Genomic DNA, 14,767 nt, shown 5'->3' with positions numbered 1-14,767 from the left:
AAGAAAGAAAAATGAAGAAATATATAATTTACATAATTGTTTTGGTCTTCACTTCCGGACTTACATCTTGTGAAGACTGGTTTGACGTTCAGCCTAAGACACAGGTTAAAACGGATGACTTATTTGACAGTGAAGGTGGTTTTAAGCGAGCTTTAATAGGTGTTTATACCCAGATGGCGGGAAATAGTGCCTATGGTGCTGAAGGAACATTGGCATTTATTGAGGTTTTAAGTGGTGCTTATACCAGCGTTCGGGACAATAATCATAATTACTTCGAGGCATCATGGTACAACTATGAAAGCTCTGCGAATGTATCAAGAATTGATAATTTATGGGCGGTTAATTACTCAACCATTGCCAATATTAATAACCTGTTGGAACATATTGATGAGAAACAGTCTGTTTTTAATGAGGGTATCTATGAAATAATTAAAGGAGAAGCACTGGCATTACGGGCTTATATTCATTTTGATCTGCTGCGAAACTTTGCACCGGCTCCTATCAATGGTCTTGAAGTCCCTGCGATACCCTATGTGGATGCAGTTTCAACTTCTCCATTTCCACAACTAAGTGTTGGTGAGGTTTTGGAGCGTGTTATAGATGACTTATTGGAAGCAGAAATGTATCTGAAGGATCACGATCCAATTGGTCCCGCTTTTGATTCATATGAGGAATCAAGGTATGGGTATACTTCTGTTGATGAAAGTATAAGTGAATCCAGCTTTCTAATGTTTCGTAAGGAGCGAATGAATTATTATGCGGTGCTTGGTACATTAGCAAGAGTTTACCTTTACCGTGGAGGTGATGAGGATAAGACCGAGGCCTATAAATATGCCAATGACGTTATTAACTGCGAAAAATTTGCTCTTAACGATTCACAAACAATTTCTGAACAGTCAAGTAACCAGATAGCCATGACCTATTTGGCGCAGGAATACTTGTTTTCACTTTATAACAGAAATATGACCGAATCGGTTAATGAGAAGTATTTCAAATTCGTTGAAACATCCAGTAGTTATGATGAATTAGAGATAGATGAACCACGTAGGAACGAGTATTTTGAAACAGAGAAGTATGGTGGGGTTGCTGATGTACGTTTAAACAAGCTTTTTACGATCAATACCGATGGGTTAAGCTACTATCTGGCGAAGTATGATTATGGTAACTATAATGTTAAAAGAGTTCCTCTTATTAAAGTTTCAGAGATGTATCTGATTATTGCAGAATGCATGGATAGTTGGGAGCATTTAATGAGTTTGAGACGGATGAGAGGATTAAAGGTTATGGCACCAGGAGCATCCCTTAAAGAAGAGATTGAAGCCGAATATCGTAAGGAGTTACTGGGTGAAGGGCAAATGTTTTATTACTACAAACGCTTAAACCAATTGGTGAATGTCGATATGGAAGATCTGGGAAAATTTGTTCTTCCCATTCCTGATGTTGAAAAAGAACGTGGATTAATTAATTAGGTCTGAAATGAGAAATTACATATATCTTTTAATAGGAATGCTGATTTTCACCAGTTGTGAAGAATCAGAATTAACAAACTTTGATGAGCCGGATGCTGTATATTTTCAGCTACGTGAAACAGACTTCAGTCGTTCTTATACAACCTGGGACGATTGGCTGGATTACGAAGGGGATAGTCTGATTTATTCTTTTGGTGGTATTCCGGTCGGGCATCCCGATTATAAAGAAAAGGATACCATTTGGCTTCAGGTAAATGTGCTGGGAAGAATATCTTCAACGGAGCGTTTGTTTGATGTGGTTGTGAATCAGGGTGAAAGCGATACTGAGGAATCTGTTCATTACGAAGCAATTGAAGATCAATACCCTTTGGAGGCTGATACAGTTTCCTCCTCTTTTCCGGTCATACTATACAATCATGAGTCATTGGGTGCAGATCCGTTTACACTATATCTTGATTTGGCGGAAAATGCTGACTTTATACTGGGGCTTGAAGGTAGAACACATGTTCGCATTCAAATCTATAACGATGTAACAAAGCCTGAAATATGGGATAGGTATTTATACCGCCATTTAGGTCCATATTCAAAAGCTAAACATAGGGTGGTGCTTATGACTAACGGAGGTAAAACAGTGCCTAATACAGTGAGTGAATACTATGATATTGGAGGCTATTATGAGGTAAGAGCGTGGCGGGCACCTATGAACGAGTACCTCGAAGCTAATGAAGTTTATGATGAGAATGGTGATCGTGTTGAACCATGGTAAAATTTATCAAGATGAAAAAAATATTTCAATATATAGCAATATTAATTCTGGTGGCATCTGCCTGTACAGAGGATAAAGGAACATATGATTACAGCCCTTTAAATGAGGTTCTGATATCAGGAATAAATGATGAGTATATCGCATTAAGTGAAGCTCCTTTTACTATTTTACCTACGGTAGAACAAAAGCTGGTTGATGACGAAAGTGTACTGGAATATATGTGGTATGCTTACAATGCGGGTTCGCAATTGTATAGTGCCGATACACTTAGCTTTTCAAAAGATTTGGATCTGGACTCCTTAAAGCTTGACCCTAAAAATTACGAATTGGTGTTTAGAGCCACAGATACTTCAACAGGCATCTATTATGACTACCGTTCACAACTGTATGTTAAAGGTTTTCCTGATGGTTTACAGGTTTTAAGCAGCAGAGAAGGTAATGCGCAAGTATCCATATTACGAGGTACAGGCGAGGGCTTGAGTGACTTTGAAGCCTTTAAACTTCAGAATGATAACCAGGTAGCCGGAGCTAATCCGGTTAGTATTATTGGTATTAACGAGTTTATGCGAAGAGGCAAACCGTTTCGCATAGCTTTGTATTGTGATGATGATAAGCTTGGCAGTTATGCGACTGGTACAAAGTTGGAAAAGACCATTGATGTTACTGATGCCTTTCAGCAGATTGCAGCACCAACAAGCATTAAAGGTGCTTTGGGACATCCTGAGTCATTTGCAACAGGTGTTTTTGCTGATGATAACAAGCTCTATACGACTTATCAGCCTGGTTTGTTTGGCGACGAGTGCTCATTTATGTGGTCATTTGATAATGTTAGCCCGGCTTTTAATTCAGTTATACCATATGGTGGTTTCGTTCTTTTTAATCCTGTTACAACAGGCTTTTGTGAGGTAGATAGTTGGGGTAGCAGGGTGAGTCAGTATCCTCCGATCGATGATGAAGAGGCACCGTTTGATCGTACAAATACAGGACTGAGTGCTGTTTATGGAAAGCGTGTAAGTGATTATGCCATGGGTGTATTTAAAGACGAAGCCACCAATCAGAGGTATTTATTAGCCATTCTGAATAAGGAGGCTGCGTTTAAAAAAGAGATGAATGGTGCTGATTTGGAGAATGCTGACATCTTTGATTTTCTTAATAGTAAGCAGGTGTTATTTTATGCGTTTGCCAATAAGATTTATACTTATGATGTTGTGGCCAATAAGGTCTTATATACCTATGAAATGGGAAGTGAGATAAACATTAGTCATATTGAAGTTTCTGCCAATGACAAACAACTATTCGTTGGTCTGGGTGATGGTTCTGATGATGTTGATTCAGGTAGTGTTTATATTATGAACATTGACCTGGACGGAGAAATTCTCGGTATTCACGAAGCTTATGATCATAAGTTTGGTAAGGTGGTTGACTTCTTCGAAAACTACTAGGATAATTCAATAGCAACCAGAAGTATGCGCAGCTTCTGGTTGCTCCTTAATCTTTTAACAATTAATAAATTAACTGTATGAAACTCATCACAGCTGTGGCTTTGTTGGCTCTAATGCTAACGTCATGCGCCACTAAAAACACAGAATTTGCAATAATCAAAGGCCAGTTTATTGGCGAAAAAGAAGGACGTGAAATCCATTTGTGTAAAGTAGAGCACGGAGAAACCCAAAAAGTGGCTGTCACCAGCTTGGGCAGTGACGGTAGATTTGGCTTTGCTTATGCTGTTGACGAACCAGGATTATATGTGGTTAATGTTATGTGGGATAAATCACTGAGAGCTGTTAAGAAAGACCATAATTTGAAACGTGTTTATTTGGAAAAAGGAACTGAACTCGAAATCAGTATCAGTGATGGGACTTATCAGTTGCTGGCAAGTAACAGCCCGAAGAATAACTTAATGTCAGAATGGAATGCACAGGTAGATTCCGTTTTCTCATATTCACATGGCTTCAGTTATAATATCCTTGATTATACCAGTTTCTTTCCCGTTTTACCTGAATTTGTAGAACAGGGAAAGGCTTTTAAAAGCAAAATTAAATCGGGAGACCAAAGCTTTGATGAGTTAATGAATCTGATGGTGGAGACTGATTTAAACCTGGCTGCATTAAACTTTATATATACTCCTCGTAGCCAGCATCCCGAACGTAAGGATTATCCGGACTACTATGACTATGTATTAAATGAATGTGCACCCCGGTCAAATCGTTTGTTGGAGTTGCCTGCCGGATATGATTATACTCGCCTTTATACCATGTTTGCAATACTATCATCTCCCGATAAACCGTCGCGTTCAGAGTGGAATAGAGTGGCTATGGAGTTGATTCCCAATTCTCTGTTAAAAGGCTACTACGGACTGAATAATATTAATCGCTTCAAAGCCTACGACGATGCTTACCTGCAGTATAAGGAATTGATTACCCCATACTTGTCTACCGATTATCTGAAAAATAAGGTGAATGAGTTTGAAATGACCATTCGCAAATTTGAGAAAGGGGCCGAAGCATTTGATTTCGCCGGTAAAGATATAAACGGCAATGAACACAGGTTGTCTGACTATAAAGGGAAGTTGGTTTATGTTGATGTGTGGGCGACCTGGTGCGGACCATGTAAGGCACAGATTCCGGCATTAAAGGAATTGGAGAAGAAGTTTCACGGTCAGCCAGTTACTTTTCTTAGTATCTCTGTTGATAAAATGAAGGATCAGCAAAAATGGATTGATTTTGTTAAAACGGAACATCTGGAAGGTGTTCAACTGATGGCTGATAAAGCTTTTGATTCTGATGTGGCCAAAGCATACGGTATCAATGCTATTCCGCGTTTTATGCTGTTCGATAAGGAAGGTAAGATCGTTACCATTGATGCACCGCGTCCGTCAGATGAGAAAATTAGTGACTTACTAAAGCAATATTTATAGATTTTGAAACGAGAAGTTGCCCCGAAATGCTTGGCTCCTGTATTCTTCAGGTCTTGTTTCAGGGCAATTTCATTTAAGCGTCAAATTATGTGTTTTAATAAAGGAATACTAGTAATAGGACTACTGTTTCTGCAGCTCACTATTCATGCTCAGATCAGGATAGATGGCAAAGTGAGTTCGTTTAACGGCTCCAAAGGTATCAGCCTGTTTGTTGTGCAAGAGGGGACATTGACTTTACATGATTTTCAAATACTGGATGTTGATAGTACCTTTTCATTTGCCATTGACCATGCACCAACAGGCTTTTATTATCTCGGATCTTCAGAAAACCCTAAATCGGTATTTGGCGATTGTTATATGAAAGCTGGTCAACAAGCCAGGCTTATCATTGAAAATAAAAAGATTGTTCCGGCCTCATTGCCCAATCAACAAGCTTATGCATACCAACATCATTGGGAAGAACTAAATAATGGAGCTTTGGAAGGTACCTGGTTAAAAGCACGTGAAGCAAAGCATGTAGAAGATGTTATTACAAAGCATCATAAGGCACTCAATGATTTTAAGGCAAGCTTACGTTCTGATGACCCAACTTTAAATCAGCTTATGAAATTAAAAGCACAGGCTGAGTTTGATATGCATTGGTTACGTAATTTCTCCATGGTACCCCCCGATGCTAGAGCAATACTTAAGAAGAGCCCTATCATGCAGGAAATGTATAATCGGCCGCATACATCTGCTGATATTCTGAAAATAAAAGATGGGGCAATGGCTTCAGGGATGTTTACTTCTTTCAAAGCATACTGGCAATCCTATAAAGGCAAGAATTATTTGGAATTCAGTTTAAATGTATTTGATAATGACACACTGAGAGGTCGTTATTTAACCAATTATATAATTCAACGCAGTATTTCGGGGAAATACTTTAATCAGGTGATGGCAGCTTATGGTGACTTGATTGTAACTGATCTTCAACAAAAAGAATTAAAAGCATATGAGACACAAATAATGAAGTTTGCTGAAGGAGCCGATGCTTTTGATTTTGAGTATCCGGATGCACAGGGTAAAATGCATGCCTTGTCGGATTATAAAGGAAAGTTGGTGTTGGTCGATATATGGGCTACCTGGTGTGCACCTTGTAAAGCTGAAATACCCCACCTGGAGCAATTAATGAAAAATTATACAGATAATGATGAGATCGTTTTTATCAGTGTCTCAATAGACAAGAATAGAGAAAAAGAAAAATGGCTTGCATTTATCGATGAACATCATTTAGGAGGCATTCAATTGTTGGCGGATTACGCCTTCGAATCAGATATCATATATGATTATGAGATCAATGGCGTGCCGCGTTTTATGCTATTTAATAAAGATGGCAAGATCTTAACTGTCAATGCACCGCGCCCCTCCAATCCACAACTAAAGGAATTAATTGATGAATATTTATAAAAACTCAGTATGCTTATTGTTTGGCCTTTTCTTTCTATTGACCATCAATGCATGCCAGTCGGGTCGTCAGGAGAAATCTGACAATCCGGTAATTGAAAGTAATTACAAACCCGAGGCACCAATCAATGATGCCGAACGCTTAAAAAGCTTTGAACAACAAGCTTCGGCTTTTTACAAAGAGCATGGAGGTGTTGATGCAGATACCTATAAAAAACAGTTGAGTAGTAAGGAATGCGAAGCGGAAGTACTGCCATTACAGCATGTACCTTACTCGGCTTATGCTTTTTACAGGCGATTCAGAAAGAGTGTTTTAATGATGGGGAAGATGTATAAATGCGGCCATTGCCCCGAAGACCATATCAGCACCGCATCAGCTTTTATGATATCAGAAGATGGAGTATGTGCTACCAATTACCATGTTTTTAAATCTTATGATCCCTCAAAACCCAATGACTACATTACATTTTTCGTGATGGATTATGAGCAGAATATTTATCCGGTGGTCGAGGTGTTGGCAGCAAGTAAGCACGATGACCTGGCCATTTTCAGAATTGATACCAAAGGTCAAAAAGTACCGGCCCTGAGTTTGGGGCAGGAGCAGGGCCCGGGTGAAGCGATACACCTGATCAGTCACCCCGATCATCGCTTTTACACCTATACACAAGGACATATTGACCGTAAATACTTTAAGCCTGGTTCTAAAAAGATTCGTCAGTCTATCTCCGCCGAATTTGCCAAAGGTTCAAGTGGCGCTCCTGTTATGGATAAGTGTGGTAATGTAGTGGGTGTTGTGGCAGGAACACAAAATATCTACTACGATCAGGAAGGAAATGTATATCAAAGCACCATTAAGGAGATCATTCCGGTTAGTCGATTAAAAGAACTCATAGTGTTACATGATTAAAAACGAATAGTACTTATTAAAAAATTAGAATATGAAATATTTAGAGCTAGTGTTAGTGTTGATTTTCAGTATAGGAATATGCTCGGCACAAGAAAAAGAAGGTGTTAAATTCCAGGATATAAGTTTTGAACAAGCTTTTGAACTGGCAAGGCAAGAAGGAAAAAAAGTGTTTGTGAATTATTCCACCAATGGCTGTGCTCCTTGTAAAATGATGGATTTGACTGTATATACCGATAGTATAACAGCAGAGAAAATGAATAAGAATTTTGTTTGCATAAAGCTGGATCCAATAAAGGATAGAAGCCTTGAAAAAAGAGCCAGAGAGGTTCATCAAATTAAAGGTTTTCCTACAATGCTATTTTTCAAAGCAGACGGAGATATGCTATCTAAAGCTGTTGGAGGAAAAGATGTTAAAGAATTTAATCAAGTGCTGGATAAGGCTTTGTCTGGCAGTTAGAAGAAAGGCCTTTGTTATATGCGTAGTGTGTAGATATGGGTGATGTGTATGGCAGGACAGGGTATAACTCATCGGATGACTAAGAGTGGTTTTAATAGTCATCCGATGAGTTAATATCAATATGTTTATTGGGCCATGCCAGTCTTGTGTTTTTCTTCCCAATATGGTTTGAACTGCTCAATGATAAAGTGTTTCCAAACGTTTTCTATTATTTCAGGCCACTCATCTTCAAATTCGCCGGCACCATGTACCTCTATTTTCAATTGAGTTGAATCGTTTGCTTCGGATAAGTGGTAAGTCGTGACCAGGCTAAGAGCATGTCCGGCCAGGCCAAGAGGTCCTTCCATACGAAGCATCTGCCCCCGTTGAGCCCCTGTTACAACCGCATGACGGACGCCATCACCCGATTCGTCAAATATTTCGTAGAATCCGCCTCCCGGTTTAGCTTCAATATATAATTGATGCGGGTTACCAGAGAAAGTATGATCCCACCAGGGACTGATGTCACCAGTTAGTTTATCATACACCGCTTCAGGCTTTCCGGGTAGCTGTGTATCTATCACAAACGAAAAGTAATGCTGGTGTTCTGTGGTTTCCTGTTTCTGCTGGCAGGCAGCTAATACAATCAGGCAGGCAAGTGCAATGTATTTCATAGAATGTGTTTATTGATTGTTATACCAAAAAAAATCACCAAATCTTCAATAATACATTTGGTATTATCCGTTCCTAAAAGTAATCATTTATTAAACGAAAAGACCTTAAGGTTACTGCAACCTTAAGGCCTGAATAGTTTGGGGTGTTACGATCGTTTATACTGCTCCCTGAGCCATCATGGCATCGGCGACTTTAACAAAACCACCAATATTGGCTCCATCCACATAGTTGATAAAACCATTGTCTTTGGTTCCGTACTGGCAACATGTTGAATGGATACTCTGCATAATTGTCTGAAGACGATTGTCTACTTCTTCACGAGTCCAGTTTAGGCGCATGCTGTTTTGTGCCATTTCTAAACCGGAAACGGCCACTCCACCGGCATTGGCTGCTTTTCCGGGACCAAAAAGGATGCCTTTTTCAAGAAATACCTGAATGGCTTCGGGAGTTGATGGCATATTTGCCCCTTCCGATACACACATACAACCATTACCAACAAGGGTGATGGCTTCTGTTTCGTTAATTTCATTTTGTGTGGCGCTTGGGAGGGCAATTTCGCCTTTTTCACCCCAGGGGCGTTCTCCTTCAACATATTTAACGCCATACTTATCGGCATACTCCTTAATACGACCACGCTTATTATTCTTAAGGTACATGACGTATTTAAGTTTTTCAGCATCAATGCCTTCAGGGTCATAAATATAGCCGCTGGAATCGGAAAGAGTAACCACTTTACCACCCAGGTCATTCACTTTCTCTACAGTAAACTGAGCCACATTACCGGCGCCTGACACCAGTACGATCTTATCTTTAAAGCTTTCTCCTCTTGTCTTTAGCATCTCCTGGGCAAAGTAAACATTGCCATAACCGGTAGCTTCAGGACGTATAACACTGCCGCCCCAGTTGAGTCCTTTACCAGTCAGCACACCGGTAAACTCATTAACAATACGTTTGTATTGGCCGTACATGAAACCAATTTCACGGCCACCTACTCCAATATCACCGGCAGGTACATCGGTATTAGGGCCGATATGACGGTACAGTTCAGTCATAAAACTTTGACAGAAGCGCATCACTTCATTGTCCGATTTGCCTTTGGGATCAAAATCGCTACCACCTTTACCACCACCCATAGGCAGGGTTGTTAAGCTGTTTTTAAATACCTGCTCAAACGCAAGGAACTTTAAAATTCCCAGGTTAACAGTGGGGTGAAAACGTAATCCACCTTTGTAAGGGCCAATAGCGCTGTTCATTTCAATGCGGTAACCGCGGTTAACCTGCATTTCACCCTTGTCATTCACCCATGGAACACGAAACATGATAATGCGCTCCGGTTCAACTATGCGTTCAATGATTCGGGCATGTTTGTACTTTGGATTTTCTTCAAGAAAATGGTCCAGGGATTCAACCACCTCGTGTACGGCCTGGTGAAATTCGGGTTCGGCCGGATTCTTCGCCATCAACTCAGCCATAAAGGCCGAGGTGCCTAATGATGAAGTTTGTGACATAATAGCTGCTTTTAAAGGGTTATTAAATAAATTGGTATTAATAATGATATCTTTTTTAACGATTGCGCCCTCAATGCATGCTTTCGGTTATAAATCAGGATTGTGTTCTTAGGCTGCTTTCCGTAAAAAAAGTTAAGGAATAAATTATTCAATCGCGATTATTATACCAGATAAAAAAATGAATTAAATTGCTTCTATACAATGAAGTAAATGAGCACATATGTTTCTTTTTACGTAACTTATGCATTCATGACCTCATAGCAATGTCACTAAATCATCAGCAAATATCAGAGTCAAATTCTGCCTCACAGCGCGTGCTTGACACCTTAAGGCAGATAAGTGAGATTATTCAACTGGAGAATGATATTGACCATACCCTGGAAGATGTTAGCGGAGTTTTGACTAAAGGCTTTAAATTTGATGACGCTGTAGCGCGTATTCGTTATCGTAATCAGCAATTCGAGACCGAGGGTTTTACTGAGACTAAGCACGGATTGACAGAACGCTTTGCTACCATTGATGGAGAAAAAGGGGTGGTCGATGTTTTTTACCTTGATGAACACGAGAGCCGTGATGAAGGACCGTTTACCCGGGAAGAACGTGCCTTGCTGAATCAGCTGGTTCGTTTATTGTCGGGTTATATTAATCGAATCGTTGCCGAGCTAAACCATTCTGAATCGTTGGAACGTTTAAAAGAACTTTCGACCATCAACAGAACCACACAAATAATAAATGAGGGCAAAAGTGTCGATGATGTCTTGCAGCAAATTGCATTTATACTGCCGCTTGGGTGGCAATATCCGGAGTTTACAGTAGTACGTATTACCTTTCAGGATAAAGAATATAAAAGTGATCATTTTATAGAAAGCGAATGGGTTCAGACACAACGATTTCAAACTACAGACGGTTTGTCCGGTTCTATAGATGTTTTTTATGTGAAAGAATTCCCCTCTCTTCAAGGGGATCCGTTCTTATCGGAGGAAAGGGATTTGCTGATCAATCTTTCCCGCTTAATAAGTGATTTTATTAACAGGCATATTGCGGCCGAAGATAAGTTTGACAAACAGGAAAGGGTAAAAGAGTTAAATACGATCAATGAAACGTCGCGCATTATTGCCTTAAACATGCCGGTTGCATATACGCTGAGTCATATTGTTGATAAGATACCAACCGGAATGCAGCATCCTGATTATTCGGTGGCACGAATTACTTTTGATGCGCAGGAATACCTTAGCCCCGGTTTTATCGAAACACCCTGGCTTTTGCGTCATCAGTTCGAAACCATTAATGGTAAAAAAGGAGCGATCGAAATATACTATTTGAAGGAGTTGGCTAAAACACAGGAGGAACTGTTTTTAAATGAGGAAAACGATTTGATCAGAAACCTCTGTAATCTGATAGCGGGTTATTTAAATGGCATGGCAGCGCGCAACTTAATGGAAAAAGTAAAGCGTTCAGCAGGAATGTCGAACTATAAGCCTCAGGTGATCGATAAGCCGGAATCGACCAATAGCAAGCACCTGCTTCAGAACTTCATGCATAGAAACAACGCGGTACGCGATATATATCACGATTTAATGCCGTTTAAGGTTAAAGAAATATTACTTGTAGCCACGCTTTACGATGCCTATGCCATTGAAAATGAAGGGCGCTTTACCGAACAGGTGATGGGAGGATTCTATCAGTTACATTTATCATTGGTCCCACGTGTTACAGGAGTTACAACCTATGAGGAGGCAATGGCCAAACTGAGTGAGAAGCATTATGACCTGATCATTGTGATGGTGGGTGTTGAAAAACGTTCACCCATTGATTTGAGTAAGCTGGTAAAAAAAGAGTATCCTTACATACCCATTTTTATGTTGCTCAATAATGACGGCGATATACCGTATTTTCAAAAGAGGCAACGGGAACTTGGGGTTCTGGACGAGATATTTGTTTGGAATGGAGACCCGAAAGTATTCTCTTCGATGGTATTTCATTTGGAGGATAAGGTAAACGTGGAGAATGATACGGAAATAGGCCTGGCGCGTGTTATTTTATTGGTTGAAGATTCGGTGAGGTACTATTCCAAGTACCTGCCTTTGTTATATGCCAGTGTTCTGGAGCAGACCAAACGCTTAATTGAAGATGTAAAAGAAGATGAGCTATATGCTGTTTTGCGTTTAAAGGCAAGGCCAAAAGTATTACTGGCACGCACCTATGAAGAGGCACAGGATTTATTTGAGAAATACCGTGACTTTTTACTTTGCCTGATTTCAGACGTCGAGTTCTATAAAAATGGAAGGTTGGATGCCAATGCAGGTTTCGAGCTTGTTAATTATGTAAAAACGCAGATTAAAGATTTGCCGGTTATCTTACAGTCGTCAAAGATTGAATATTCGCAGGATGCCTATGAGTTGAAAACCGTCTTTATCAACAAATATTCCGAAAGCCTGATGCAGGATATTAAAACCTTTATCAGGCATTACCTTGGTTTTGGCAATTTTGCCTACAAGGATGCGCATGGCCGGACTATTGCCGTGGCGCGGAATCTCAAAGAGTTTGAACGCACCATGCGCAAGGTGCCGGTTGAATCCATCGTTTACCATGCCCGTAAAAATCATTTCTCACTCTGGCTTATGGCACGTGGTGAAATAAAGATGTCGCGCAAAATAGCTCCGTATCGTATAACTGATTTTGAAGAGGCTGAAGAAATTCGCTCTTACCTCCTGGAAGTGATAACACGTCATCGGGAAGAAAAAAACCAGGGTAAGGTCATTGACTTTGATGAGGTGGAAACAGTTGGTTCAACCAATATTGTTAGTTTATCGGGGGGCTCTTTAGGTGGTAAAGGTCGTGGTTTATCATTTATCAACACCTTACTTTTTAATTTTGATTTCTCAGCTCATGTGCCGGGAATTAATATTCGCACGCCCCGAACAACCGTTATAGGGACCGATGAATTTGAATTGTTTATGGAGCGTAATAACTTCCGTGAATTGATATTCAGGAATTTAAGTTATCATCAAATAAAGAAACTGTTCCTGGGTGGTGAATTATCCATGTCGCTGGTACAGCGATTAAGGCGTCTGCTTACGATGTTTACCGGCCCGATAGCGGTGCGTTCATCGGGCATGCTTGAAGATAGTCAGAAACAGCCCTTTGCCGGTGTTTTTGAAACCTACCTGCTGCCCAATAATGCAGATGCAGATGAAAAACGCCTGGATGAACTGTGTAATGCAGTCAAGCTGGTTTTTGCTTCTGTTTTTAGTGATAATGCCCGGGCTTTTACCGAAGCTGTTGATTTTAAAATAGAAGAGGAAAAAATGGCTGTTGTAATTCAGGAGGCGGTAGGTCAGTGTTATGACAAAGTGTTTTATCCACATATCAGCGGAGTAGCTCAATCCTATAACTATTATTCTTTTAGCCATATGAATCCTGAGGATGGCTTTGCGGTAATGGCTCTGGGTTTTGGCAAATACGTTGTTGATGGAGAAAAGGCTTTGCGATTTTGCCCTGTCTATCCCGACCTGGATAATAACTCTCCTAAAGATCAGATGAAAAATTCACAAACAGAGTTTTATGCCATCGATTTAGATAAAAAGAGTTTAAATCTGCTGGAAGGTGAGGCAGCCGGACTAAAACGCCTGGATATTTATGATGCCGAAATGCATGGTTCATTGCGTCACCTGGCATCGGTTTATCATCCGGATAATAATACGATTGAACCCGGATTAGAATCAGCAGGCCCCCGTATTTTAAATTTCGCCGATATACTAAAGTATAAATACATTCCATTGCCACGGGCCATTGAGGTTGTACTCGATGTGGTAAAGGAAGCCATGGGGGCACCTGTTGAAATTGAGTTCGCGGTTGATTTGAAGAAAGATGAACAGGGCCGTGCAACCTTTTATTTGTTGCAGATAAAACCATTGATGGGTGGAGCTCAAAACTACAGCATTAATATGAAGCGCATCAATGAGAAACAGATCATTCTTCAGTCGGCACAGAGCATGGGGAATGGAAAAGTTAAAACCGTATGCGATGTTATTTATGTTGACAGCGCCACTTTTGATAAGTCGCAAACCCGCGAAATAGCCAAAGAGATTGAACTGCTCAATCGTAAAATGAAAGTAGAGAAGCGACAGTATCTTCTTATTGGTCCGGGAAGGTGGGGAACACGCGATCCATGGATAGGCATTCCGGTTGGATGGACACAAATATCAGAGGCCAAGGTAATTGTGGAGACTGATCTTGACGAGTTCCCATTGGAGGCATCAGGCGGTTCGCATTTCTTTCATAACGTTACAAGCATGCAGGTTGGCTACTGTTCAGTCGTTAAAAGCGATAAGTCATCGTTCATTAAATGGGATGCTTTACTTGGCGCTCGCCTGGTTGAACAAACAATATTCTGTCGTCATGTCCGGTTTGAAAAGCCTTTAGTGGTGCGATTAGATGGAAAGAAACGAAAAGCAATTATTACTTTAGAGGAGTAAAAATACTATTACACCAGACTAAGTTTGAGAACAGCGAAACTAAAGCTGGATAAGGTTGTTGGAAGTTTTGTAGAGGTTAATGAATTTATTTCATAACAATACGTTTGGCTACCTGACGATTGAACGATTAATAAATAGTTAGACCTTAAGGTCTGAAGAAGATACATA

The 14,767-nt window shown here is 40.2% G+C and carries 10 protein-coding genes; 8 read left to right on the top strand and 2 right to left on the bottom strand.

All coding sequences use genetic code 11. The features are described from left to right. The first annotated feature begins 11 nt into the window (after positions 1 to 11). The 7 genes from ACRD69_RS01470 (at position 12) to ACRD69_RS01440 (ending at position 7,959) form a co-directional block, all read left to right on the top strand. Complete coding sequence (locus tag ACRD69_RS01470) at positions 12 to 1,469, top strand: RagB/SusD family nutrient uptake outer membrane protein (RefSeq protein WP_430813281.1); 1,458 nt, start codon at positions 12 to 14, stop codon at positions 1,467 to 1,469. A gap of 7 nt (positions 1,470 to 1,476) precedes the next feature. Beyond that, complete coding sequence (locus tag ACRD69_RS01465; protein WP_430813280.1) at positions 1,477 to 2,235, top strand: DUF4843 domain-containing protein; 759 nt, start codon at positions 1,477 to 1,479, stop codon at positions 2,233 to 2,235. Positions 2,236 to 2,246: 11 nt separating this feature from the next. Then, positions 2,247 to 3,677 carry a PKD-like family lipoprotein gene (locus ACRD69_RS01460; protein WP_430813279.1) on the top strand — a complete coding sequence of 477 codons (1,431 nt, stop codon included), beginning with the start codon at positions 2,247 to 2,249 and terminating at the stop codon, positions 3,675 to 3,677. A 77-nt stretch (positions 3,678 to 3,754) separates the two neighbouring features. After that, positions 3,755 to 5,152, top strand: a complete 1,398-nt coding sequence (locus ACRD69_RS01455; RefSeq protein WP_430813278.1) for a TlpA family protein disulfide reductase — start codon at positions 3,755 to 3,757, stop codon at positions 5,150 to 5,152. An 87-nt stretch (positions 5,153 to 5,239) separates the two neighbouring features. Beyond that, complete coding sequence (locus tag ACRD69_RS01450) at positions 5,240 to 6,598, top strand: TlpA family protein disulfide reductase (protein WP_430813277.1); 1,359 nt, start codon at positions 5,240 to 5,242, stop codon at positions 6,596 to 6,598. Then, positions 6,585 to 7,502, top strand: a complete 918-nt coding sequence (locus ACRD69_RS01445; protein WP_430813276.1) for a S1 family peptidase — start codon at positions 6,585 to 6,587, stop codon at positions 7,500 to 7,502. Before ACRD69_RS01450 ends, ACRD69_RS01445 begins: the two co-directional genes overlap by 14 nt. Positions 7,503 to 7,533: 31 nt before the next feature. Next, entirely contained in the window at positions 7,534 to 7,959 is a 426-nt protein-coding gene (locus tag ACRD69_RS01440) for a thioredoxin family protein (protein ID WP_430813275.1), read from the top strand. 125 nt (positions 7,960 to 8,084) lie between these two features. Here ACRD69_RS01440 and ACRD69_RS01435 read toward each other — a convergent pair whose 3' ends face one another. Beyond that, positions 8,085 to 8,612, bottom strand: a complete 528-nt coding sequence (locus ACRD69_RS01435; protein WP_430813274.1) for a hypothetical protein — start codon at positions 8,610 to 8,612, stop codon at positions 8,085 to 8,087. A 156-nt stretch (positions 8,613 to 8,768) separates the two neighbouring features. Next, entirely contained in the window at positions 8,769 to 10,121 is a 1,353-nt protein-coding gene (gdhA, locus tag ACRD69_RS01430) for an NADP-specific glutamate dehydrogenase (protein ID WP_430813273.1), read from the bottom strand. A gap of 263 nt (positions 10,122 to 10,384) precedes the next feature. On the opposite strand from gdhA, the gene ACRD69_RS01425 reads away from it, so the two are divergent. Then, positions 10,385 to 14,599 carry a PEP/pyruvate-binding domain-containing protein gene (locus tag ACRD69_RS01425; RefSeq protein ID WP_430813272.1) on the top strand — a complete coding sequence of 1,405 codons (4,215 nt, stop codon included), beginning with the start codon at positions 10,385 to 10,387 and terminating at the stop codon, positions 14,597 to 14,599. Positions 14,600 to 14,767: the final 168 nt, after the last annotated feature.

The organism is Carboxylicivirga agarovorans (assembly GCF_050589845.1).
GTDB lineage: Bacteria > Bacteroidota > Bacteroidia > Bacteroidales > Marinilabiliaceae > Carboxylicivirga > Carboxylicivirga agarovorans.
This window is presented reverse-complemented; position numbering and strand designations above follow the sequence as displayed.

What these genes read in the sequence shown, in the direction of transcription:
- ACRD69_RS01470 (WP_430813281.1), top strand. Translation starts at nt 12, where the DNA reads ATGAAGAAATATATAATTTACATAATTGTTTTGGTCTTCACTTCCGGA.
- ACRD69_RS01465 (WP_430813280.1), top strand. Translation starts at nt 1,477, where the DNA reads ATGAGAAATTACATATATCTTTTAATAGGAATGCTGATTTTCACCAGT.
- ACRD69_RS01460 (WP_430813279.1), top strand. Translation starts at nt 2,247, where the DNA reads ATGAAAAAAATATTTCAATATATAGCAATATTAATTCTGGTGGCATCT.
- ACRD69_RS01455 (WP_430813278.1), top strand. Translation starts at nt 3,755, where the DNA reads ATGAAACTCATCACAGCTGTGGCTTTGTTGGCTCTAATGCTAACGTCA.
- ACRD69_RS01450 (WP_430813277.1), top strand. Translation starts at nt 5,240, where the DNA reads ATGTGTTTTAATAAAGGAATACTAGTAATAGGACTACTGTTTCTGCAG.
- ACRD69_RS01445 (WP_430813276.1), top strand. Translation starts at nt 6,585, where the DNA reads ATGAATATTTATAAAAACTCAGTATGCTTATTGTTTGGCCTTTTCTTT.
- ACRD69_RS01440 (WP_430813275.1), top strand. Translation starts at nt 7,534, where the DNA reads ATGAAATATTTAGAGCTAGTGTTAGTGTTGATTTTCAGTATAGGAATA.
- ACRD69_RS01435 (WP_430813274.1), bottom strand. Translation starts at nt 8,612, where the DNA reads ATGAAATACATTGCACTTGCCTGCCTGATTGTATTAGCTGCCTGCCAG.
- gdhA (WP_430813273.1), bottom strand. Translation starts at nt 10,121, where the DNA reads ATGTCACAAACTTCATCATTAGGCACCTCGGCCTTTATGGCTGAGTTG.
- ACRD69_RS01425 (WP_430813272.1), top strand. Translation starts at nt 10,385, where the DNA reads ATGTCACTAAATCATCAGCAAATATCAGAGTCAAATTCTGCCTCACAG.